This is a genomic window from Algoriphagus sp. Y33 (genome assembly GCF_014838715.1).
Classification (GTDB): Bacteria; Bacteroidota; Bacteroidia; order Cytophagales; family Cyclobacteriaceae; genus Algoriphagus.
The window spans coordinates 5,013,568-5,036,136 of record NZ_CP061947.1; the positions used below are offsets into that span (position 1 = coordinate 5,013,568).

Consider the following 22,569-nt stretch of genomic DNA (forward strand, 5'->3'; position numbering starts at 1 on the left):
TTAACTGAACTTCTGCAAAGAAACAGCTTTCGTGCCAAAAAAAATAATCCACTTCCCGTAAATTAGGAAGTGGATTAGGATAACTTTTCAAAACCTGAGAATTCTACCTAGATTTAGAATAGATGACCTTCACCTTGATTTTGTTCTTATCTACTTTAAACTGCCTCAGTGACGTAGCAAATGGATCTGCCCCGCCATTAGTCCTTCTCTTATTCACAATATTCCCTCCATATAAAATCCAGTCTTTCCTTGTCAAATCTCCCCGGAAAAGTGCATTTACATAGGCAGAAATATTTTGACCATAAACCTTACTGTCAGAATTGTAAATAAAACTTGCAGGAGCCTCTACTAGTGGTTCCTTGTTTGATTCACTATCAATGCCCACTTGAGGCCTTGATGGATCCTGTATGGTATAATAATTTCCGGCGGGGTTGGCCAGGAAGTGGTTGCCGGCATCTGTAAAATAAGCTCTAAAATATGAACTGGGGAGAACACCCTCCGCAGGTTCTTCTATTGCGCCAAGTTCCAATGAAACGTTGTTGAACGTAACGCCGGAGAGCGTATCCAAAAAGGCATCAAATGGGCTGGTGTCCAATTTGATAACCATACCCAGACCCGCTTTTATCCCAACCATCTGCCCCACATCGTAAGACTTTTGGTATTCTGTGACGGCAGCAGTGGGAGTACCGCTTCTATCACTTTTAATCCCGCTGAAATTCCTGGATGGTGAAGTGGAAATCGAATACAGCGTCGAAACCGTATCAGAAGCATCGTTACGATAGTAAACTTTGATTGCAGTATTAGCTCCCAACCTTACCTCTGCCGTGGAATTATCTCCCTCTTTTGCTTTCACCGCTATACCCGGAAAATAATCCCGGAATGAAAAGAGGTCATTGAACTCAATCCCCGAATGCATTTTGGTGAAAATCTCTTCTGCAAATTCCTCCTCTACCTGGAAAGACGCAATAGAGTCGGTTTCTTCCCCAAACACGATCTCTCCTGAGGAAAACGGATTCTCTTCGTAAGTCAATTCGTCAAAATTGTAATACAAGGTATCCAATATAGGTTCTGTCAACTTATGAATGGAGAAATATTTTGGCTCATCTAAATTCGTCCCGTTAATATTTACAATATCAACAGTGAAGAAGATAGAATCAAGCACTGCGTCAGACTCCGGGCGTTTAGTCCCGGAATTAATAAACATTCTTGTGTAGCCTGTCGCAGATGTTTTCCCGAAAAAAGGATCAACTTCTTCTCCCACTATCAAAATATTTTGATTGGTAGTATTGAAAGAATCCAGTAAAACTATCTCTGCAGGCAGTTCAAACTCCTCGAAAACAACGCCGATTTGGTTGTTTCCGGGAGCCAGCTCTATGCCGACAGTGGCAGGGTCACTACAGGAACTGATAAGAAATAGGGACAAGATGGCCCCAACGGCCAGATTAACCGGCGAGATTTGTGTAAATGCCGAATAGCTCTTCGTGAGCTTGTGCTTCTGATTCTGCTTCAATGCTGATGTCAAACTTCTTGTCTTTTGAGAAATCCTCGATTAGTTGGTTTAATTCTGCGGAAACTTCACCGCCTTTGACTACCAAGTCGGCGTACTCCATGCCCATCTTGATAAATCCTGTAAAGTCTTTGCTTTTCAAAGGTGCTAAAATAGCGTCATCAATATCCACCATCTTAACCTTGTTTAACAAATCATCACCAAAGGTATGGGAAAATCCGTTGTTGTAGATCGCAAATACAGACTTCGTGTCTTTAAATAAAGGCTCGCTCTTATAAGTAGTTTTCAAATACATCGGAATTAAGCTAGTCATCCAATCGTTACAGTGCACGATATCAGGAGCCCAGCCCAGTTTTTTTACCGTTTCGATGACCCCTTTGCAGAAGAAAATCGCACGTTCGTCATTATCCTCGTAGAACTTCTGCTGCTTATCGTGGAACACATGCTTTCGCTGGAAGTAATCTTCATTGTCAATAAAGTATACCTGAAGCTTTGCATTAGGAATGGAAGCCACTTTAATCACCAAAGGTTTCTCCTCTTCTCCTACCGCAATATTGATCCCTGACAACCTCACCACTTCGTGAAGCCTGTTCTTTCGCTCGTTGATCAGGCCAAATCTTGGCACTAGAATCCTGATCTCCATACCACGCTCCTGCATAGCTTGAGGAAGGGCCCTTAAGAAATTTGCGACTTCGGATGTTTGGAGAAAAGGGTTGATTTCACTGGCAACGTAGAGGATACGTAATTTGGACATGCTTATTGGATTTTATGTTGAAGGTGAAAAAACAACTGCGCAAAGATAATAAAAAAAGCCTTAAAAGCCTTGATTTGTTGAATAATAATATACATTTGCCCCTATTTACCCATCCTAAACCCTATTCTGGTGCACCTAGTCCATACTGGAGCCAATTGGCGCAATTACTGGCTTGAATCCCTTAAAAACGGTAAATCCATAGGTTTGGTCCCCACAATGGGGGCGCTTCACGAAGGCCATCTTGACCTCGTTAGAAAAGCCAAACAGGAAGTTGATATTGTAGTGGTTTCTATCTTCGTAAACCCAACACAATTCAATAACCAAGAAGATTTTAACAATTACCCTTCTACTATAGACGAGGATTTGGATAAACTTAGGAATGAACAAGTTGACTTTGTTTTCCTCCCTGATTTAGACACTGTTTATCCTGAAAAACCACAATTAAGCATCAATTTCGGCGAGCTCGAGGCAGTGCTGGAGGGAGCCTTTCGCCCCGGGCATTTCAATGGAGTAGGAATAGTTGTCTCCAAGCTTTTCAACATCATCAAACCCGAAAAGGCATTCTTCGGTCAAAAAGACCTTCAGCAAACCGGCATTATAAAGCGATTGGTGAAAGACCTGTCCATGGATGTAGCACTTATTATCGTCCCTACAAGACGGGAAGAAGACGGATTGGCGATGTCCTCAAGGAACTTGCGCCTATCACCGGACGAAAGGGCTCAAGCGTTGATTTTAATACACAGTCTGACTAAGGCCAAGCAGGAACTTTTAGCAGGCAAGCCATGGTTTGAGGTGCAGAACCAAATCACGCGCGATTTTGAGGACGTGCCTTTGGCAGACTTGGAATATTTCGAATTGATTCATCCTGACAGTTTTATAGGTTATGTGGATTTTGATCCCAATCAAAAATCATCACTCTGTGTGGCTGCCTATCTAGGAAAAATCAGATTAATCGACAACCTGCCAATAATTCCTTAATTTTGCCGCAAAATTAAACCGATGCAAATTCAGGTACTGAAATCCAAGATCCACCGGGTGAAAATTACCCAGGCAGAACTACACTATGTGGGCTCCATTACCATCGATGAAGATCTGATGGACGCCGCAAATCTTATTGAAAATGAAAAGGTTCAAATCGTCAACGTCAACAACGGAGAACGGCTGGAAACCTACGTGATCACGGGAGAAAGAGGCTCAGGACAAGTATGCCTGAACGGTCCCGCAGCCAGAAAAGCCCAAGTAGGAGATATTGTAATCGTCATTTCCTATGCGGGAATGGATCTAGAAGAAGCCAAAAAATTCAAACCTGTGCTGATCTTCCCCGACGAGCACAACAAACTCATCTGATGATCCAAAGACGTGTTAAACAAGCTGTCCAGATTCTAATTTCATTAGGAATTGCAATCTGGATTTTTTGGTTTATATACAAAGATGTAGCCTTTGAGTCATTACTTGACCAAATCATGTCAAGTAATTGGGCGTGGATTATACTGTCTTTGTTGGTCTCTATGCTGGCTTACCTTACTAGAAGCTGGCGCTGGACTTTGCTCATAAATACAGAAGATGCAAAAAAAGTAAGCCTTGTCCACGCCTATCATGCATTGATGGTAGGCTATCTGATTAATATGCTTATCCCGCGGGCGGGCGAAGTAGCACGATGTGGGGCTCTCACCCGAACCAACGGAATCTCTACAGGCTACCTTATCGGCACGGTGATAGTAGAGCGAAGCATAGATCTGTTATGTCTTGTATCCACTATTCTTTTGGCTTTTTTTGTAGAGCGGGAGCTCTTCTTAAATCTGGCAAGTCAGTTAGTCGACGTAGCGTCTTTAGGTCAAAAAATCATTTCAAATCTTCCTCTTGTACTTGGCGGGATTGCCGTTTTGATTCTCGTAATCCGGTATGTATTCATAAGATTTGCAGATAATGGATTGATCAATAAAATACAGCATTTTTTTAGGGAGATTCTTTCAGGTCTCAGGAAAATTGGAGGATTAACCAATCCTGCCGGATTCTGGACAAGCTCTATTTTTCTTTGGTTTTTGTATTTTTTGACCATGTACACCATCTCCTTAGGAATACCAAGTACTGCCAATTTGTCCTCCGGCGAAGTGCTTTTAGTCATGGTTATGGGAAGTATTGGCATGGTAGCACCTGTCCAAGGAGGGATTGGAACCTTTCATGCACTGGTGGCCTTTATTTTGATACAACTGGGTATATCAGAAGTTGATGGGAAAATTTTCGCCGCCATTATCCACGGCACCCAAGTAGTCCTTGTATTGGGAGCCGGACTTATAAGTTGGGTAATAATGATGAAATTACCCATCTGGGGAAAACCTGAAAAAATATAATACGTAGTTATCCATTGCAACTAATAAACTTATGATCATACTAATTGTAGTCGTTTTTGCCATTGCAGGATTTGTGGTGAGCAGCAAACTGAAAAGCAAATTCAAGAAATACTCTCAAACTCCCTTACAGGCAAATCTTTCGGGTGCGGAGATTGCGAAGCTTATGCTCGCAGACAATAACATTACCGATGTGCAGGTACTATCTGTAGAAGGACAGCTTACGGACCATTATAATCCGGCCAACAAAACGGTAAACCTCAGCCCTGATGTGTACTATGGGAGAAATGCCGCTGCGGCGGCAGTCGCCTCCCACGAATGTGGACACGCAGTCCAGCATGCTACATCTTATGCGTGGCTTAATCTAAGATCCACGCTCGTTCCACTTCAAAACAGTGCGGGTAAGATTTTGAATATAGTCTTAATTGCTTCTCTTTTTGGAGGATTCGCATTAGGCCTTTCCAATCTATGGATAGGATATATCGTTGTCGGCGCTTACAGTATAATTACCCTCTTTTCCCTGGTAACTTTACCTGTGGAATTTGATGCGAGCAACAGAGCGCTGGCTTGGGTCAAAACCAGAAATATTGTAACGCCTGATGAGTACGCTATGTCTAAAGATGCGCTGAAGTGGGCTGCAATGACCTATGTAGTAGCTGCACTTGCCGCACTCACTACGCTAGCCTATTATATTATGGTTTTCTTTGGAGGACGGGATTGATACAGATCAAATAACATTTCTGAAGAGGGGCAAGTTTTGTCCCTCTTCTTTTTTTGGCATATATTCCTAGCAGATAGCTAAACCCAAAAGAGAATAGTATGCATTTTGAACTTACAGAGGAGCAGCTCGCCGTGCAGGGAGCAGCGAGAGATTTTGCAAAAAACGAACTGCTCCCCGGAGTAATACAGCGGGACATTGAGTCCCGATTTCCGGCTGAGGAGATCAAAAAAATGGGCAACCTCGGCTTCATGGGAATGATGGTCGATCCCCTCTATGGTGGAGGAGGTATGGATACTGTTTCCTATGTCATTGCGATGGAAGAACTGTCCAAGATCGATGCATCAGCCTCTGTAGTCATGTCAGTGAATAATTCATTGGTTTGCTGGGGGTTGGAAAAGTATGCTTCTGAAACCCAAAAGGAGAAATATCTTAAGCCCCTCGCATCCGGTCAAAAGCTTGGCGCTTTTGCCCTGTCAGAGCCGGAGGCAGGTTCGGATGCGACTTCCCAGAAAACTGAAGCTTACCGAGATGGCGGTCATTACGTATTGAATGGCACCAAAAACTGGATAACCAATGGCTCAAAAGCAGATACTTACCTGGTGTTTGCCCAAACTGACCACAGCAAAGGACACAAAGGCATCTCCGTTTTTATCGTGGAAAAAGGCTGGGAAGGCTTCACTCCCGGGCACAAAGAAGACAAACTGGGAATCAGAGCCTCTGACACTACCTCACTCATGTTTACAGACGTGAAGGTGCCAGCAGAGAATAGAATAGGGGATGAAGGCTTTGGATTCAAATATGCCATGGAAACTTTAAATGGTGGAAGAATCGGCATCGCAGCACAGGCTCTGGGTATTGCAGCCGGAGCGTATGAGTTTGCACTGGCATACTCCAAAGAACGAAAGACTTTTGGCAAACCAATCAGTCATCATCAGGCAATTCAATTCAAACTTGCGGACATGGCCACTACAATTGAAGCTGCCAGACTATTGGTGTACAAAGCTGCCTGGCTGAAAGATCAGGGTGAGGACTATTCCCATGCTTCTGCTATGGCAAAACTATATGCGTCCCAAGTCGCAATGGAAGTAAGTATTGAGGCAGTACAAATACACGGAGGCTACGGATATGTGAGGGAATATCATGTAGAGCGTCTCATGAGAGATGCCAAGATTACCCAGATTTATGAGGGAACATCTGAGATTCAAAAAATAGTCATATCCAGAGGTCTTCTTAAGTAGCAACTATTTTGTTCAGAAAAAGACATAATTAAATAATTCTATGTCCTTTTTAATTTATATTAACACCATCCATAAAAAATCCATGAAATATCGTTAGAAAAATCATATTTTTGATGTTTGGTTTTTTTAATACTTATTCATGGAATATTACAACAAGGTTATCGAATCAGTCAATGTAAGGTTTATCCGAGGGAATAATTTGCGGATAGAGAAACCTGTCTCAGTCATTGATTATACCGAATCGGACAATACCCTGATTCTCCTTCATCACGGGACACTCAAGTTCGGCGACGATCAAGAACTTTTAAACGAGGGAGAAGTCCTTTTCCTGCCTGCCGAGCAAAAAACAAAACTCACCTTAGGCAGTGGAGCAAAAAAGGGAGAAATATCCAAAGAACAATTTCAGGAGAATAAGAAAAAGTACCTTCAGAGTATCAGTTTTAGGGAAATAAAGAGCACCGAAGACGATTGCATCTCTGTCGTTGGTTTTGAGTCCAAGGTCTTTGATGTAGTCAACTTTTTTAATTCTCTGGACATTCCCCCTTTTATCATTCGGTTCAACGATAGATTGGCGACGATAGTGGAAGACCTGATGAAAGAAGTGGAAGTGAGCAATGTAGGCAAAGAAAGAGCATTGAAATCCAACACGGAACTGTTGGTCATCGAATTGCTTCGCCATATCCTGAAAAATAGATTGTTCTTGGAGGAACTTTCCACGAATGCCACCTATTTCAAGGATCCGCGTTTGATAGATTTGTTCAATTACATTAAAGCCAATTTGGGTGGAGACCTGTCCAATAAAATTCTGGCTAAGGTAGCCAATGTGTCAGAAGATTACGTGGGGCAGTATTTCAAGATGCTGACTGGAATCAATCCTCAGGACTATATAGAATATCAGCGGATGGAAGCTGCGGTAGAGCTTTTACGAACTACCAAAAAGTCAATTCGTGATATAGGAAAAGAAGTTGGCTACAAGGATACTGCTTATTTCTGCCGTAGGTTCAAGATGATGTTTGGCGTCCCTGCCGGAAAAATGAGAAGGAGAGATTCCTTGATTAACGTCAATTGACGTTGAAAGACAGATTCAATAGCATTTTATATTCCAATACCTCGGCCAAAAAACCGGGGTCTTTTTCTATCGCATTGCCTATTACCAATAGATCCGCACCGCTTTCATAGGCAGTTTTTACTTTGCCCAGAGAGTCCAGCCCTCCTCCGACTATAACAGGATTATTGGCCACTGACTTTACGGATTTTATCACCGCAGCAGATACAGGGGATTTCGCCCCACTTCCGGCGTCCATATAAAAGAATTTCATTCCCAAATAAAGCCCTGCGAGTGCAGTAGCCTTAGCCAAATCGGGTTCCGAATTGGGTAAGGGCATTGTTTTGCTGACGTATTGTACACTCGTAACCTCACCCTCGCTTACAAGCATGTAGGCAGTAGGTAATACTTCCAATTTCATTTTCTTCACGGTAGGTGCTGCAAGCACTTGATGGCCGATAAGGTATTCGGGGTTCCTACCAGAGATCAGCGAAAGGAATAAAATGGCATCTGCTTCTTCAGCCAGTTGCACCTGAGAACCGGGAAAAATAACAACAGGGATTTCGCCTGCAATTTTTTTAAGTGAAAGAACTACCTGTCTAAAATTATTGCGACTTAGTTGACTCCCTCCTACAAATAGTAAATCCAGATCAGAATTCTTGACCCAAGCATATTGCTCTTCGAAAAAGACTGCATTTGTAAATTTGTCAGGGTCAACCAGCCATGCAAGCCCTTTTCTACCGCTCACATGAAATCGTTTTAGAATCTTACTGACTTTCTTTTTCGACTTGGGCATCTCCCGACTTCGCAGCAAATAGGTTAGGCAAAAATTTATCCTTGGCAAAAGCAAGCCCCAATATCAAAAGGCGCTGGCCCATACTTGGCCAGAATGAAGATTTAGAGCCTTCTGTGAGCTTTTTCTCAATATCCTTGGTAAGCAGTCCTTCTCTTTCAAGAACTTCAAGCACCTCCTGCGTTTGACGGTCTTTCCGGGTTTTACGTGTTTTAGAAATAGCCAAGGCTATCAAGCCTCCTGCTAAAACAACCCCGCCAATTTTCACCCAGTCTCCGGACTCGGCCTTGAAAAGTTCAAACTGCCTGGCCAAAGTCTCCTCTAATTCTTCTTCTTTCTTTCTCAATTCCTTATTCATTCTCTTTACGTTTTTTGAACCTTCTTACCCTAAAAATAAACCCTTTCAACCCTTTCTGCACCTTATCCTCAGTAGGGTCGTGGTCTCTCAGTAAGAATAAAACAACGAGTATAACCAGATAAATTAACCCAACTAGCAAGAAACCCATATGTGGAGATTCAAAATACTGGCTTAGGAAAAAAGCCAGTGAAAGGCTAAAGAACAACAATACCAATAGGAGACTTCCACCCATCAAAATAAGAAAAATCATCCTGGTTAAAATCCCTGCAACCTGATCCTGTATTTCCAGTTTGACTAGATCTACTTTAGTCTCCACTATCCCTTTGACAGTTTGTATTATTTCTCCGATTCTTAGCATAATTAAAAATTTGTGAGATGTTACCCTTGAAATATGACACAATATACTTCAATTGGCAGGAGCAAAAAAATCATGCAATCACATCAACTTCCTGCTCTTCGTAAAATCTATATCTCAAAACAAGTTCCAATGCAAAAGAAATGGCTTCATTTATAGTGAATTGCTGGCAAAGAGATTGATCAATTTCGTCCAAGCGGCTATAGAAAGCCGTTGCAAGCGGAATTTCCATGTCTTTATTTATGCGATCGCTGGTAAGCAGGAACTCTTCCGCTTTCTCTTCCTTCAATATTTTGCAAATAATGAGGTCTTTTTTGCCATATTTGGTTCTACGGGCTGAGGCAGCAAACAGTCTACAAATCATTCCTCTTTTGGTGTGGTTTCCACAAAACCCCTTCTTACCGTCTTCGGACTGCGGTCTGTACATCACACAGCTACCACCTTCACCCTTACTTTCTACTAATGCCAAGGTGGATTCTGCCAGCCCCTTGTCATAGAGGTCAAAGGCTAACGGAAGAAATTCTAAAGGAGAAGCCGGTACTTTAGGGTTTGCGCAACAGAAGCCGCATCCCGAGACACAGCCTAAACCACTCTCAGATACAAATTGCTTTGTAGCTGACTCTAGCTCACCGAACACGTTCTGTGTAGCTTGAGATTTTTCAGCGAGATTCATCTCTATAGTTCAAATAGAACGCAAAAATACACCAGACCGGGGCGATTGGTTCCCCTAAGCAACGATTTTTTTCTATTGAGCATCAGTCATTTATCACGGGACAGGCTGAATAGTAGACCATATACCGTCGATTTCAGCCGAGAGATCGTTTTATTTAAATAAAAAGTAGGATATGAGCAATCTAGAAAATCAAAATGCAGAAGATAAAATCCGCCTTGCATTCAAAGAGCGGGATTGGAGTGAAATCAAAAGTGCTGATTCTTGGGTGATTTTTAAGGTCATGTCTGAGTTTGTGGAGGGATTTGAAAAGCTTGCCAAGATAGGGCCTTGTGTATCAATTTTTGGTTCTGCAAGAACACCGAGGGATCATGGGCATTATAAGATGGCTGAGGATATTGCCGCCAAACTTGTCCGCCATGGTTATGGAGTGATCACCGGTGGCGGGCCCGGAATTATGGAAGCAGGTAATAAAGGAGCACACTCCGAAGGAGGAAAGTCAGTAGGGCTGAATATAGTATTGCCATTTGAACAATTTGACAATATTTACATCGATCGGGATAAGTTGATGACTTTTGATTATTTCTTTGTACGCAAGGTAATGTTCGTCAAATATTCCCAGGGATTTGTGGTGCTTCCGGGTGGTTTTGGCACAATGGATGAATTTTTTGAAGCATTAACACTGATTCAAACCAATAAAATAGGAAAGTTTCCAATTGTGCTGGTAGGGAAAGATTACTGGTCAGGTCTGGTAGATTGGATAAGAAAAACTTTGCTGGCACATCATTACATCAATGAAATAGACCTTGATCTATTTGCAGTAGTAGAAAACCCTACGGAAGCAGTGAAAGTGATTGACGATTTTTACAACAAATATTTGTTGAGTCCTAATTTCTAGGACCAAAAGCGGAGCTTAAAACTCAAGTTTTACGCACTCATCTATTAAAGTTTTTAAATGAACAAATCTCACATAATCCCCCTTTATCTCTTGGTAATTCTTTGTCTGGCGATGGCAGCATACGCTATATGGAAAGTACCCGAAGAAATACCTCAGGAACCTAGTGTAGCGAATGTACAGATGCTACAAAATATGCCACTGCCTTCCCGTGACACCGTTAGACTTTTTGACCTTCCTGAGGAACTGACTTTTGCGGGGGAGAAAGTCCCCTTGGAAATAGAAGATGTCAAAGAACGGTTAGAACGGGAAATCTATGTGAATGCCTATTGGCAGTCCAACATGATTTTGCTAATGAAGCGATCAAGTAAATTCCTTCCTGAGATAGAAAAAATGTTGAAAGAAACCGGCATTCCGGATGATTTCAAATACCTCGCAATGGCAGAATCTGCACTGATGAACGTAGCCTCCCCCGCGGGAGCAAAAGGTTTTTGGCAGATTATGGAATCAACAGGCGAGGAATATGGACTGGAAATATCCAAGGATGTGGACGAACGCTATAACCTTGAAAAGGCCACCTATGCAGCATCAAGATATTTTAAGAAAGCGCATGCAAAATTCGGAGATTGGACAGCGGTCGCAGCCAGTTATAACATGGGGCAATCCGGATTTTCACGTAGGCAGGAGGATCAGATGGCCAAGAATTATTATGACCTGTACCTCAATGATGAAACGAGCAGATATTTATTCCGCATTTTGGCTTTTAAGGTAATCTTCGAAAACCCGGGAGAGTTTGGTTTTCATCTTCGGGAATCAGACTATTACAACACACCTGCTCTCAAAAAAATAATAGTTAACAATGACATTAAGAATCTTGCAGCCTGGGCCAGACTGCAAGGCAAAACTTATAAAGAACTAAAACTTTACAACCCCTGGCTTCGAGACAGGGACTTGAACGTGAAACGGGGAAAAAGCTATGAAATCCTGCTTCCGGAGTGATTCTAGAAAGTGTTGGAAATCCGGTAGAACCTGTAGAAAAAACCCATTATTCAAACCTGAAATGGAGAAGGGAAACCGCTTATTCTGTCAATGAACCAATCTTGCCCTTTCGGGTTATACTCTTTGAAGTTTACTGCGGCGTCCGGTCGAAATTCCGTACCTTTGCCGTTTAAAATTGCCAGCAGATTATATGAGTCAAGTCACTCCCGCACAGGAAGAATACATAGAGATTTTTGGAGCCCGAGAGCACAATCTTAAAAACCTAGACCTAAAGATACCCCGAAATAAACTCGTGGTAATTACGGGTCTAAGTGGTAGCGGGAAGAGCTCCCTTGCATTTGACACCATCTATGCAGAAGGACAGCGTAGGTATATGGAGTCATTTTCAGCCTATGCCCGATCTTTTCTGGGTGGGATGGAGCGTCCTGATGTGGATAAAATCAACGGCCTCTCTCCGGTAATAGCCATAGAGCAAAAGACTACTTCCAAAAATCCACGCTCTACCGTCGGCACAGTCACCGAGATTTATGATTTCATGCGTTTGCTCTATGCAAGAGCAGGGGAAGCATATTCTTATTTGACCGGATCGAAAATGGTTCGGCAAACGGAGGATCAAATCATCGATCTGCTGTTTACCAACTTTCTGAACAAGAAACTATACATCCTTGCTCCGATAGTAAAGGGGCGAAAAGGACACTATCGTGAGCTTTTTGAGCAAATCCGAAAAATGGGTTTCTCAAAAGTCCGTGTGGACGGAGTCGTCATGGAAATGGCACCCAAAATGCAGGTGGATCGTTACAAAATCCATGATATTGAGATTGTCATTGACAGAATCGTCGCAGAAGAATCCGATCGTTTTCGCATTACCCAATCCTTGAAATCTGCTTTGCAGCATGGCAAAGGAGTCATCATGATCCGTGATGAAGAGGGAGAGATTCATCATTTCTCGAAGTATCTGATGGATCCTGAGACAGGACTTTCGTACGAAGAACCTGCGCCAAATACCTTTTCCTTCAACAGCCCTTATGGAGCATGTCCCACCTGTAACGGACTGGGGATTACAGAAGAAATCACCCGTGATAGTATTATACCGGACCCGAAACTCAGTATAACAAGGGGCGGAATAGCACCGCTTGGTGAATACCGGGATATCTGGATTTTCAAAAAAATAGAAGCCATTCTCAAGCACTACAAGTGTAGCATGAGTACTCCTATAGAGAAATTACCGGAAAATGTAGTAGAAATTCTTCTTAACGGTGATAAAATAGAAGTAGCAGTAGATTCCGTAAAACATCCGGGAACCAAGTGGCACACCACTTTCGAAGGGATAATTAACTTTTTGAAAAAATATCAGGAAGGCAGTTCGGACAAGATCCAAGACTGGGTAAGTGAATATACTATTACACAGACCTGCCCGGATTGTCACGGCTATAGACTGAAACAAGAAGCATTACACATCAAAATAGACGACACCCATATTGGCCAGCTGGCTGTGATGGATATCCGTTCGCTGGGAGGATGGTTTGTAGGTCTGGAAAACAGACTCTCCGAAAAGCAAAATGTAATCGCAGCTGAAGTACTGAAGGAGATCCGAAAGAGAATTGGATTCCTGCTCGATATAGGATTGGATTATTTATCCCTCAACAGACCTCTTCGGACACTTTCAGGAGGTGAAGCCCAGCGGATCCGATTGGCTACGCAGATCGGAACCCAGTTGGTGGGGGTGCTCTATATACTGGATGAGCCAAGTATAGGGCTTCATCAGCGTGACAACGAAAAGCTAATCCAAGCACTTCAGAGTTTGCGGGGTCTGGGCAATTCAGTGTTGGTCGTAGAGCATGACAAAGACATGATGCTGGCTTCGGATTATCTCCTAGATATGGGGCCCGGTGCAGGTAGACATGGAGGAAGTATAGTAGCGGATGGCACACCTGCCCAAATCCTACAAACGGGAGGACTCACCGCCAAGTACCTCTCCGGAAAGATAGGATTACCTGTTCCGGCAGAGCGAAGAGAGGGGAAAGACAAGGTACTTACAATTAAGGGAGCAACAGGCAACAATCTCAAGAATATAGATCTTAAACTACCGCTAGGCACACTGATTTGTATTACGGGAGTTTCGGGAAGCGGGAAAAGCACCTTGATTCATGAAACACTTTATCCAATTCTAAACCAGCATATATATCATTCCAAAAAAAATCCAATGCCTTATGAAAGTGTAAAAGGACTGGAGCATTTGGATAAGGTGATAGAAGTGGATCAATCTCCAATAGGACGGACGCCAAGGTCCAACCCTGCTACTTATACGGGTGTTTTTTCTGATATACGGACTCTTTTCACCGAACTGCCTGAAGCCAAGATCAGAGGCTACAAACCCGGCCGTTTTTCTTTCAACGTAAAGGGAGGAAGATGTGAGGATTGTGAAGGAGCAGGAATGAAGCTGATCGAAATGGACTTTCTCCCGGATGTGCATGTGCCATGCGAAACCTGCAAGGGCAAACGCTACAATCGGGAGACACTGGAGATTCGCTACAAAGGGAAATCCATTTCCGATGTGCTGGATATGACGGTAGAACAGGCAGTAGAATTTTTCGATAAGCTTCCTAAAATCCTGAGAAAAATCAAAACCCTCAACGATGTGGGGCTGGGGTATATTACACTTGGTCAGCATGCCACGACTCTTTCTGGAGGAGAGGCTCAGCGCGTCAAATTAGCCACCGAACTATCCAAAAAAGATACCGGGAAAACATTCTATATCCTTGATGAACCGACTACCGGACTTCACTTCCAAGACATAGAACTGCTGATGCTCGTAGTAAATGGCTTGGTGTCTAAAGGGAATACTGTATTGATCATAGAACATAACATGGATGTGATCAAAATGGCAGATTATATAGTAGATCTGGGACCGGAAGGTGGAAATAAAGGCGGGACAATCGTAGTGCAGGGGACTCCCGAAAAGGTAGCTTCTACAGCTGGCAGCTATACCGGCCGATTTCTTAAAATGGAATTAAACAGCTAACAAGGGTTATAATCAAGGGTATCCTCCTTTTATCACATTAAGAAAGAGGAGACTCCTGCGTTATTTATCTTTGGGCGATTATGAACAGAATAAGACTGTATTGGTTCTTACAAGTACTCGGATGGGGTGGTTTTGCCGCTGTGAGTATTTTTTTGGCCTCTCTTTCCCAAGGAGTTACTTCTATTCAAATCTGGGCTTTTATTGTCCTGGCGGCAACAAATCTTATTTCTACACACTTTTTACGGTATATAGTCAAAACTTACAATTGGTTTAGACTCGGCATCGGCCAGCTTTTCTTTCAATCCTTTCTAGCCATAATAGCACTTTCATTAGCTAATTTTGTAGCGCAGATTCTGATAAACATTGCCTTTGGCACCCTAAATCCTGCCGAAGATTTCAAAATCCTGGTGATTCTAGCCAATATATTTCAGGCAATTCTACTTTATGCCTTATGGTTTGTAATGTATTTTCTGGTTCACTTTTTGGACAACTACAACACTACGTTGAAATACGAGGCGAAAATCAATGAAATAAGGCTAAATCACCTCAAAAGCCAGCTCAATCCTCATTTTATATTCAATGCACTGAATAGTGTACGGGCGTTGGTGGATGAAGACCCTATCAAAGCAAAAACGGCAATCACGAGAATCTCGAATATGCTTCGCTTCTCACTGATGATGGACAAAAAACAAACCATTAAATTTGAAGAAGAATTAAATACCGTAAAAGACTATCTGGAGCTGGAATCTATCCGTTTCGAAGAAAGACTGAAGGTAGAGTACCATATCGAGGATGAAGCCTACAGCTATAAAATTCCCCCTATGATGCTACAAACAATCGTGGAAAATGGAGTCAAGCACGGGGTGTCTAATTTGGTGAAGGGAGGTACGATTGAAGTGAAGTGCAGGGAAGGATTGCATGATGATTTGTACATTCAAGTCAAGAATAGCGGGCAGCTGACCCACCAGCCTTCATTGGATTCTGAAGACGAGCAAGGTCACGGACTGAGTAATACTGTACAAAGACTTAAGCTAATATATGGAGATAAAGCAAGCTTCCGTATCTTCAACTCAGGGAATCAATTCGTTATCACAGAAATAAAGATTCCTAAACAAAAAGTTACATTTGAATAACAAACTCAACAAAAATGCGAGCCATTGTAATTGATGATGAAAGATTAGCACGCAAGGAGCTGATCAATCTCTTAAACCAACTAGAAAGTGTGGAAGTAGTAGGAGAAGCTGTAAATGTGGACGATGCCAAAGATAAAATCGACCAGCTGAATCCGGATGTTATATTTCTGGATATACAGATGCCCGAGAAAACAGGCTTTGAGCTTCTGGAAGAACTGGATAACGTCCCCCATGTGATCTTTACCACTGCTTATGACGAGTATGCTTTAAAAGCTTTTCAGGTTAATGCCTTGGATTACCTGTTGAAACCTATCGAGCCGAAGCGGCTTGAAGAAGCTATTGCCAAGCTTCAGGGAAAAATAGATGGCTTTTCCAAAAACGAAGAAACTCCATCTATACACAGCCACAAGAAACTTACCCTTGAAGATCAGGTTTTCGTAAAAGACGGAGATAGATGCTGGTTTGTAAGACTATCGAATGTTCGATTGTTTGAGTCAGACGGTAATTATATTAAAGTGTATTTTGACAATTTCAAACCAATGATACACAAATCTTTGAATGCCTTGGATGAACGTCTGGATGAGAAATCCTTCTTCCGTGCCAGCCGAAAGCATATCATTAATCTAGGCTGGGTAGAGGGAATAGAGCCTTGGTTTAATGGGGGCCTTGTGGTTACTCTCAAAGGAGGCGATAGAATTGAGGTCAGTAGAAGGCAGGCAGCAAGGTTTAAGGAAATGATGAGTTTGTAGGTTTTATACCCAAATAAAAGCATTTGATTCCACTGATAATTTTAGTAACTAGGGAGTAAATAGGCCTATAGGCCAGAATAATTAGTTTCACTCCTAAAACGCACATCTGCCAGCTACTTATGAAAGAAGAGCGGATATTAATCGTCGAAGACGATATCAGCATCGCAGAAAATATACAGGAAATATTGGAACTCCTGGGTTATGTCAATACCGACATCGCCAACTCGGCAAATCAATGTATTAAGATCATCAAAAAATATCGTCCTGATCTGATATTCATGGATATCAAACTAAAGGGCGATAAAGACGGAATAGAGCTTGGAGAAATCTTAAAGAAAATGGTCGATGCACCATTAGTTTATGTCACTTCCTATTCAGACCCTACCATTATAGAGAGAGCAAAGCGGATAAATCCGGCAGGCTTTATCGTGAAACCGTTCAATACAAATGACATTCATGCCATCGTAGAGATTGTTCTTTATAACAAGCGGACAAAGCTGGCAACTGACGTAGCTGCGGCTGTCCCTACGAATGACAACCCTTACCTAGTAACCGACGCTGTCTTCATCAAAGCCGACAGTTCTTTTGAACGAGTTCCTTATGATGACATCTATTATGTGGAGGCCAATGGGAATATGGTCACCGTCTACACAAAGAAAAGAGAATTTAACATCCGCAAATCGATGAAGGAAATAGAGGAGACACTTCCTTCCCAGTTATTTCTACGGGTACAAAAATCATATATTGTCCACTTAGGACAAATAGAGAGTTTCAGTACAAAAGAAATAACACTACGCTCTGGAGCAACTGTGCAGGTAGGCAGACAGTACTACAACAGTTTCCTTGCAAAACTTAGCACCATCACAGAAAGCTAAAAACAAAAAGGTGGGCTAATTACCCACCTCTTTCGATCAAACAATCAACCAAATCTACCCTTACGAGTATTTCTTAGGGCTTTTTGCCCAGTTAACTTATCAAAAAACCGACTGCTCGGTGCTTATTTTTTTGAATTCATAGGCTTTTTCAGCTCCGGAATTAGAGGATATGCCGATATTGTAAGTTGGTTCAGTGTATTCAACAAAGGCAGTATGCTGTGCAAGGTTTGTTTCTACTTTAGCTTTCCATACAATGGTAATTGCCATTACGAAGCCCAATGCAGCACAAATGTTTTTTTGGGAAAATAGTGAAGTAATCATGGCAGTAATAAGTTGGTTTAATTTCTATACCGACTATATGCCAAAAAGCGACCCAAAACAACAAACACTTTAAAAATCAATGAGTTAAGAAAATCACATCATTATACTATGTACGTTTTTGAACATGTAAACCCCAGAGATGAACAATAATCCATAGATTGGCGGGTTACACTAAATGATAAAATTATAAAAAACACTTCGCAGTTAACCTGTTTTTTTGATAAGCTCAATGGGCCACAAGCCTGTTTCATTAGTCTCTAAAGCAAAAAAGCTCCGTCTGGAGCTTTTTTGACAAGTAAATGAAAGTTTACAACAACTCATTCGCAAGGTTTGCCAGCTCCGAGCGCTCTCCTTTTTCAAGTTTGATATGCGCATAGAGTGGATGGTCTTTGACACGATCTATCAAGTAGGATAAGCCATTTGACTGGGAATCCAAGTAAGGTGTATCGATCTGGAACACATCTCCTGTGAAGATGATCTTGGTGTTTTCTCCCGCCCTTGAGATAATTGTCTTAATCTCATGTGGAGTTAAGTTCTGCGCTTCATCCACAATAAAGAAAATATTGGACAAGGAGCGTCCTCGAATATAGGCCAAGGGTTGGATCACCAGCTTTTCCTGATTTACCAGCTCTGTGATTTTCTGAAACTCCTTATCCGTCTCCTTATATTGATTTTGGATGAATTTTAGATTATCCCACAGCGGCTCCATATAGGGATTAAGCTTGGATTTGATGTCGCCCGGCAAATATCCAATGTCCTTATTACTCAAGGGGACGATCGGTCTGGCCAAGAATATCTGCTTGTACTCTCTTCGTTGCTCCAGTGCTCCAGCCAGCGCCAATAATGTCTTTCCTGTCCCGGCTACTCCTTGGATAGAAACCAATCGGATGTTTGGATTGGTGATCGCATGAAGGGCAAAAGTCTGTTCCGCATTTTTTGGCTTAATATTATAGGCCAGCTTCTTGTCCACACGCTCAAGAATGCTTTCATCCGAATTATAATAGGCTAACACTGAATTCTTATTGCTTTTCAGAATATAGTAAGCATTAGACTTCCGCTTTCGGGTTCCCAAGACAGACTTAGCCTCAACATATCCTTGTTCATAAAGCTTGTTTATATGCTCGGGATCTATGTTTTCGAGGATGTATTTCCCAGTATTTTCCAGCTCAACGATATTCTTGATCTTGCCGGTTTCATAATCTTCCGCCAGCAAATCAAGTGATTTGGCCTTCAGTCTAAGATTGATATCCTTACTGACCAAGATTACCTTTCTGCCCTTCTCATGCTGCTTCAGGTATAGTGCACAGTTTAGAATCTTGTGATCATTCTTTTCCTCGCCAAAAATCTCATTGGCATTAATCTGATTTTCCGGATTCATCAGTACCCTAAAGTTCCCCTTTGTCTTCCCGTTCAGGGGAGTCCAATTGTGAATCATCTGATCCTGAGAGAGTTTATCCAGTAAACGGATAAATTCACGGGCTTCAAAATTCTTGGTGTCATTGCCTTTCTTGAATTGATCAAGTTCCTCCAGCACAGTGATCGGAATGACCACATCGTGCTCGGCAAAATTCATGATGGAGTTGTGTGCGAAGAGGATCACCGAAGTATCCAGCACAAAGATTTTCCGATCTTTATCGGATTTGGCTCTAGGCATGCGCAGGTATTGTAGTGGTACTATATGATTTAATTTAGAAAAATAATCGGGCTATTGTCAACGTTTCCGTGAGAATTTATGGTTAATTAAATATGTCCACTCCCTATACCTTTGACTATCAAACCAATAAAAAAAGGGCAGAATTTGTGATTCTGCCCTTTTGAGAAAAATATGCGTTTTTTAGTCCAGCAATGCGGCAATATCATCTTGCCCCAGACTTTTCATAAAGCTCTCTTCAGTATTAATCAGCTCTCCGGCCAGCGCCAGCTTACGGTCCTGAAGTGCCATGATTTTCTCTTCCACAGATCCACGGGTGATGAATTTATAGATGATGACTTTGTTTTCTTGTCCGATTCTATGTGCTCTATCAATCGCCTGAGCTTCCACAGCAGGATTCCACCATGGATCAAGCAAGAATACATATTCCGCTTTGGTCAGATTCAAGCCCACTCCACCGGCTTTCAGAGAAATCAAGAATACTTTTATATCTTCATTTTCCTGAAACTTCTCCACTTGTGCCTGACGGTCTTTAGTCGCGCCATCTAGGTAAGCATAGGAAATCCCTTCTTTCTCAAGGTATTCCTTCACGATCCCCAAATGCCTCACAAATTGGCTAAACACAAGCACTTTGTGCCCTTCAGAGATGGTTGATTGCAGCATATAGGTCACATCTTCCAGCTTACCCGATTCTCCCTCATAATCGTCCCGGACTAGTTTAGGGTGATTGGCGATCTGACGAAGCTGAGTAAGTCCACGCAGTAATGTGAATTGCTGATTATTTCTTCCTGTGCTCTGGATATCTGAAATAATCTTTTCACGATAGTAGCTTTTCACCTCTTCATACACTTCTTCTTGCGCTGCGGTCATGTCAGAATATTTCACGTTGGTGATTTTCTCAGGCAAATCCGTAGCCACCTGAGACTTCAGCCTTCTTAGGATAAATGGCTTGATCATCGCATGAAGTTTGGCAGATTTATCCACATCTCCCTGCTTTTCGATGGGAAGCAGAAACTGCTTCTTAAACGTATTCTGATTGCCCAACAAACCTGGATTGATGAAATTCATCTGTGACCAGAGGTCCATCGTACTGTTTTCCACAGGCGTACCTGTCAGAATCAATTTTTGCTTGCTCTTCAGCTGGTTTACTGCACCTGCGATATTACTCCCCGGGTTTTTGATTGCCTGGGATTCATCCAGAATGATATAGTTGAAATAGAAATCCTTGAGCACTTCAATATCCAACCTGGTGATCCCGTAGGAGGTCAGCACCAAATCATAATCTCCAAATCTCCATGGATCTTTGATACGCTGAGTCCCCGAATAAACCAGGATTTTGAGATCCGGAGTGAACTTCTTGGCTTCCAGTTCCCAGTTATAAATCAGGGAGGTAGGCATCACCAAGAGGGAAGTCAATCCAGGATTCTCTTCCATCTCGTGGGCAAGCAAAGCGAGTGTCTGTACGGTTTTACCCAAACCCATATCATCTGCCAGACAGCCCCCAAACTTAAATTCATTGAGAAATCGAAGCCAATTGTATCCTGCATGCTGGTAAGGACGAAGAATCCCTTCAAAATTACTTGGAAGAGAATATTCCTCAATTGATTCGAAGTCTCTGAGTCTTTCCAGCTTCCTACTCAGCGTGACCTGGACTAGATTCCCTTCTTCCATTTCTCTAGCCAGGGCCAAATGATGTTTGCGCAGCACCATGGTATTATCATCTCCACGGTCTTCCATGAAATTAAAAAGCTCGGAGTAATTCACAAACCAAGATGAAGGAATCACGGCAATTTCCCCATTAGGCAATTCGAATTCTGCTTTCCCCTGAAGCAAGAGCTTTCGAAGCTTTGCAAAAGGCACAAGGTAAATTCCGAATTTGATCAGCGCTTTCACATCAAACCAATCAATATTTTCATTGACCTCAATGGAAATCTGTGCCTTGCCTATGTTATAAACCTTGCCTTTGGCATTCGGCTTTTGGACAATTTTGATCTTCTCAATATCCAGAAAATCTTCGTTTTCCCCAATCCACTCAAAGGCTTCCGTCTTGGGCAACGCATCTTTACCCATTTTGAATTCCAATCCTTTGTCCCGAAGCAATTTCAGATACGCTTTTTCTTTTTGTGTGCTGCGTATCGTTTTATAGAATGTATAGCTATTGTCCCCTTCTTCCAGCCTTACGGAAGCACCATGTTTTTCCGAGCTCGGTGTCTGGACGGGAAAATCAATACTTCCGTACTTAAATCGAAGTTCGAACACGATCTTATCTTCCTCCAGTTTCTCTCCTTCTTCCCCAAAGAGATTCTTTCCTGATCCACCTGGTAAATCACTGATGTTTATAAAAACTTCCGGTGTGCCTCGTTCAATATTAATGTCAAAACCAACAGATTCCACATCGAATTGGGAGATCAGATTGGCCATGAAACCGCGGTAATAACTTGGCTCTATTCGCTTGTCGATGACAATAAACTTTTTGTTCAAAAATGCCTTGAGCTTCTTCCCATCAATCCCCTTTTCAAAATGAAAGAGCTGACCTTGAACAACCAACCATCCGGGATCGTTGCTGATGAAGTAACCATTCTTGTATTGCCAGTCAAGTTTCTCTCCTTTGAATTTAATGGTGGGCCAGTAATGGGTGTTTTCCTCATTTTTGTGAAAATGAAAAAGCACACTTGCACGCTCAGCATTTACTGCTATTTCTTTCCATACAGGGTTACCGTCACTTCCCATTTCAAAAAGCCTCTTTCCGATCAGCAAAGGCATTATTTTCGAGCGCTTTTTCTCGATTACTTCTTCTATGGCATCCTGAGTCTTTTTATCCTCAGTTTTGGGATCAAAAATTTTAGCCAAATATTGCTTTGGACGTATATTACCTCTTTTGATAAAAGGCTTTACTACTACTTCAGGATTCATTGAATCCATAATTTTTATCAGGTCATAGTCTGTCTTGTCCAATCCCGAATCAAATTCACCGGCATTTGCAGAACTGATATTTTGATAGGCTAGGGAAAGTCTTCCTTGAGGGTCTATCTGTACTACAAAGGATTCAATAAGCAGCCCTAGGTACTCATGGCTATAAATAGAATAAACTATCTGAAAGGGTTTATCAGAATTAACTATCATATAATTATCGGA

At 42.1% G+C, this 22,569-nt stretch carries 21 protein-coding genes; 12 read left to right on the forward strand and 9 right to left on the reverse strand.

Translation table 11 applies throughout. From position 1 onward, the window contains the following. Positions 1 to 103: 103 nt before the first annotated feature. Together ID165_RS20490 and ID165_RS20495 are read right to left on the reverse strand one after the other, a co-directional pair. Positions 104 to 1,522, reverse strand: coding sequence for a DUF4270 family protein (locus tag ID165_RS20490; RefSeq protein ID WP_192347289.1), 1,419 nt, complete (start codon positions 1,520 to 1,522; stop codon positions 104 to 106). Further along, positions 1,443 to 2,261 carry a glycogen/starch synthase gene (locus ID165_RS20495; RefSeq protein ID WP_192347290.1) on the reverse strand — a complete coding sequence of 273 codons (819 nt, stop codon included), beginning with the start codon at positions 2,259 to 2,261 and terminating at the stop codon, positions 1,443 to 1,445. Before ID165_RS20495 ends, ID165_RS20490 begins: the two co-directional genes overlap by 80 nt. Positions 2,262 to 2,390: 129 nt before the next feature. Here ID165_RS20495 and panC point away from each other — a divergent pair, with 129 nt between their 5' ends. The 6 genes from panC (at position 2,391) to ID165_RS20525 (ending at position 7,637) form a co-directional block, all read left to right on the forward strand. After that, entirely contained in the window at positions 2,391 to 3,239 is an 849-nt protein-coding gene (gene panC, locus ID165_RS20500; protein WP_192347291.1) for a pantoate--beta-alanine ligase, read from the forward strand. Between the two features lie 21 nt (positions 3,240 to 3,260). Continuing rightward, on the forward strand, positions 3,261 to 3,608 hold the full coding sequence (gene panD / locus ID165_RS20505; RefSeq protein WP_192347292.1) for an aspartate 1-decarboxylase: 348 nt from the start codon (positions 3,261 to 3,263) through the stop codon (positions 3,606 to 3,608). Next, a complete protein-coding gene (locus ID165_RS20510) occupies positions 3,608 to 4,612 on the forward strand; it encodes a lysylphosphatidylglycerol synthase transmembrane domain-containing protein (RefSeq protein ID WP_225586853.1) in 1,005 nt (334 codons plus the stop codon). Before panD ends, ID165_RS20510 begins: the two co-directional genes overlap by 1 nt. Before the next feature lie 31 nt (positions 4,613 to 4,643). Beyond that, positions 4,644 to 5,330 (forward strand): zinc metallopeptidase, encoded by a 687-nt coding sequence (locus tag ID165_RS20515; RefSeq protein ID WP_192347293.1) that lies wholly within the window; start codon positions 4,644 to 4,646, stop codon positions 5,328 to 5,330. Positions 5,331 to 5,428: 98 nt separating this feature from the next. Next, positions 5,429 to 6,568 carry an acyl-CoA dehydrogenase gene (locus ID165_RS20520; RefSeq protein ID WP_192347294.1) on the forward strand — a complete coding sequence of 380 codons (1,140 nt, stop codon included), beginning with the start codon at positions 5,429 to 5,431 and terminating at the stop codon, positions 6,566 to 6,568. A 139-nt stretch (positions 6,569 to 6,707) separates the two neighbouring features. After that, positions 6,708 to 7,637: a helix-turn-helix domain-containing protein gene (locus ID165_RS20525; protein WP_192347295.1), complete on the forward strand. Its 930-nt coding sequence runs from the start codon at positions 6,708 to 6,710 to the stop codon at positions 7,635 to 7,637. Here the strand turns inward: ID165_RS20525 and ID165_RS20530 are convergent. From ID165_RS20530 to ID165_RS20545, 4 genes are all read right to left on the reverse strand, one after another. Then, positions 7,630 to 8,361 (reverse strand): geranylgeranylglyceryl/heptaprenylglyceryl phosphate synthase, encoded by a 732-nt coding sequence (locus ID165_RS20530; protein WP_255505069.1) that lies wholly within the window; start codon positions 8,359 to 8,361, stop codon positions 7,630 to 7,632. The two genes, ID165_RS20525 and ID165_RS20530, sit on opposite strands and share 8 nt — an antisense overlap. 19 nt (positions 8,362 to 8,380) lie before the next feature. Continuing rightward, a complete protein-coding gene (locus ID165_RS20535) occupies positions 8,381 to 8,764 on the reverse strand; it encodes a hypothetical protein (RefSeq protein WP_192347297.1) in 384 nt (127 codons plus the stop codon). After that, positions 8,757 to 9,122, reverse strand: coding sequence for a phage holin family protein (locus tag ID165_RS20540; RefSeq protein ID WP_192347298.1), 366 nt, complete (start codon positions 9,120 to 9,122; stop codon positions 8,757 to 8,759). The genes ID165_RS20535 and ID165_RS20540 overlap by 8 nt, the downstream gene beginning before the upstream one ends. 70 nt (positions 9,123 to 9,192) lie before the next feature. Next, the gene (locus ID165_RS20545) at positions 9,193 to 9,792 is read right to left on the reverse strand and encodes a YkgJ family cysteine cluster protein (protein WP_192347299.1); all 600 of its coding nucleotides are present in this window, start codon (positions 9,790 to 9,792) and stop codon (positions 9,193 to 9,195) included. Between the two features lie 172 nt (positions 9,793 to 9,964). Here ID165_RS20545 and ID165_RS20550 point away from each other — a divergent pair, with 172 nt between their 5' ends. From ID165_RS20550 to ID165_RS20575, 6 genes are all read left to right on the forward strand, one after another. Beyond that, positions 9,965 to 10,687 carry a TIGR00730 family Rossman fold protein gene (locus ID165_RS20550; RefSeq protein WP_192347300.1) on the forward strand — a complete coding sequence of 241 codons (723 nt, stop codon included), beginning with the start codon at positions 9,965 to 9,967 and terminating at the stop codon, positions 10,685 to 10,687. Positions 10,688 to 10,744: 57 nt separating this feature from the next. Further along, a complete protein-coding gene (locus ID165_RS20555) occupies positions 10,745 to 11,683 on the forward strand; it encodes a lytic transglycosylase domain-containing protein (RefSeq protein ID WP_192347301.1) in 939 nt (312 codons plus the stop codon). A gap of 190 nt (positions 11,684 to 11,873) precedes the next feature. Then, positions 11,874 to 14,705: an excinuclease ABC subunit UvrA gene (gene uvrA / locus ID165_RS20560; protein WP_192347302.1), complete on the forward strand. Its 2,832-nt coding sequence runs from the start codon at positions 11,874 to 11,876 to the stop codon at positions 14,703 to 14,705. Positions 14,706 to 14,785: 80 nt separating this feature from the next. After that, positions 14,786 to 15,838 (forward strand): sensor histidine kinase, encoded by a 1,053-nt coding sequence (locus ID165_RS20565; RefSeq protein WP_192347303.1) that lies wholly within the window; start codon positions 14,786 to 14,788, stop codon positions 15,836 to 15,838. Between the two features lie 14 nt (positions 15,839 to 15,852). Further along, positions 15,853 to 16,587 (forward strand): LytTR family DNA-binding domain-containing protein, encoded by a 735-nt coding sequence (locus ID165_RS20570; RefSeq protein ID WP_192347304.1) that lies wholly within the window; start codon positions 15,853 to 15,855, stop codon positions 16,585 to 16,587. 119 nt (positions 16,588 to 16,706) lie between these two features. Next, positions 16,707 to 17,462 carry a LytTR family DNA-binding domain-containing protein gene (locus tag ID165_RS20575; protein WP_192347305.1) on the forward strand — a complete coding sequence of 252 codons (756 nt, stop codon included), beginning with the start codon at positions 16,707 to 16,709 and terminating at the stop codon, positions 17,460 to 17,462. A 99-nt stretch (positions 17,463 to 17,561) separates the two neighbouring features. On the opposite strand, the gene ID165_RS20580 is transcribed toward ID165_RS20575, so the two are convergent. The 3 genes from ID165_RS20580 to ID165_RS20590 form a co-directional block, all read right to left on the reverse strand. Beyond that, positions 17,562 to 17,783: a hypothetical protein gene (locus ID165_RS20580; RefSeq protein WP_192347306.1), complete on the reverse strand. Its 222-nt coding sequence runs from the start codon at positions 17,781 to 17,783 to the stop codon at positions 17,562 to 17,564. Positions 17,784 to 18,090: 307 nt separating this feature from the next. Further along, positions 18,091 to 19,437 carry a PhoH family protein gene (locus ID165_RS20585; RefSeq protein ID WP_192347307.1) on the reverse strand — a complete coding sequence of 449 codons (1,347 nt, stop codon included), beginning with the start codon at positions 19,435 to 19,437 and terminating at the stop codon, positions 18,091 to 18,093. A gap of 180 nt (positions 19,438 to 19,617) precedes the next feature. Beyond that, entirely contained in the window at positions 19,618 to 22,557 is a 2,940-nt protein-coding gene (locus ID165_RS20590) for a DEAD/DEAH box helicase (protein ID WP_192347308.1), read from the reverse strand. Between the last annotated feature and the right edge of the window lie 12 nt (positions 22,558 to 22,569).

Coding starts and splice junctions, on each gene's coding strand:
- ID165_RS20520 (WP_192347294.1), top strand. CDS start 5,429: ATGCATTTTGAACTTACAGAGGAGCAGCTCGCCGTGCAGGGAGCAGCG.
- ID165_RS20510 (WP_225586853.1), top strand. CDS start 3,608: ATGATCCAAAGACGTGTTAAACAAGCTGTCCAGATTCTAATTTCATTA.
- ID165_RS20590 (WP_192347308.1), bottom strand. CDS start 22,557: ATGATAGTTAATTCTGATAAACCCTTTCAGATAGTTTATTCTATTTAT.
- ID165_RS20545 (WP_192347299.1), bottom strand. CDS start 9,792: ATGAATCTCGCTGAAAAATCTCAAGCTACACAGAACGTGTTCGGTGAG.
- uvrA (WP_192347302.1), top strand. CDS start 11,874: ATGAGTCAAGTCACTCCCGCACAGGAAGAATACATAGAGATTTTTGGA.
- ID165_RS20575 (WP_192347305.1), top strand. CDS start 16,707: ATGAAAGAAGAGCGGATATTAATCGTCGAAGACGATATCAGCATCGCA.
- ID165_RS20495 (WP_192347290.1), bottom strand. CDS start 2,261: ATGTCCAAATTACGTATCCTCTACGTTGCCAGTGAAATCAACCCTTTT.
- ID165_RS20565 (WP_192347303.1), top strand. CDS start 14,786: ATGAACAGAATAAGACTGTATTGGTTCTTACAAGTACTCGGATGGGGT.
- ID165_RS20570 (WP_192347304.1), top strand. CDS start 15,853: ATGCGAGCCATTGTAATTGATGATGAAAGATTAGCACGCAAGGAGCTG.
- ID165_RS20585 (WP_192347307.1), bottom strand. CDS start 19,437: ATGCCTAGAGCCAAATCCGATAAAGATCGGAAAATCTTTGTGCTGGAT.
- ID165_RS20555 (WP_192347301.1), top strand. CDS start 10,745: ATGAACAAATCTCACATAATCCCCCTTTATCTCTTGGTAATTCTTTGT.
- ID165_RS20515 (WP_192347293.1), top strand. CDS start 4,644: ATGATCATACTAATTGTAGTCGTTTTTGCCATTGCAGGATTTGTGGTG.
- ID165_RS20535 (WP_192347297.1), bottom strand. CDS start 8,764: ATGAATAAGGAATTGAGAAAGAAAGAAGAAGAATTAGAGGAGACTTTG.
- ID165_RS20550 (WP_192347300.1), top strand. CDS start 9,965: ATGAGCAATCTAGAAAATCAAAATGCAGAAGATAAAATCCGCCTTGCA.
- ID165_RS20540 (WP_192347298.1), bottom strand. CDS start 9,122: ATGCTAAGAATCGGAGAAATAATACAAACTGTCAAAGGGATAGTGGAG.
- panD (WP_192347292.1), top strand. CDS start 3,261: ATGCAAATTCAGGTACTGAAATCCAAGATCCACCGGGTGAAAATTACC.
- ID165_RS20525 (WP_192347295.1), top strand. CDS start 6,708: ATGGAATATTACAACAAGGTTATCGAATCAGTCAATGTAAGGTTTATC.
- ID165_RS20580 (WP_192347306.1), bottom strand. CDS start 17,783: ATGATTACTTCACTATTTTCCCAAAAAAACATTTGTGCTGCATTGGGC.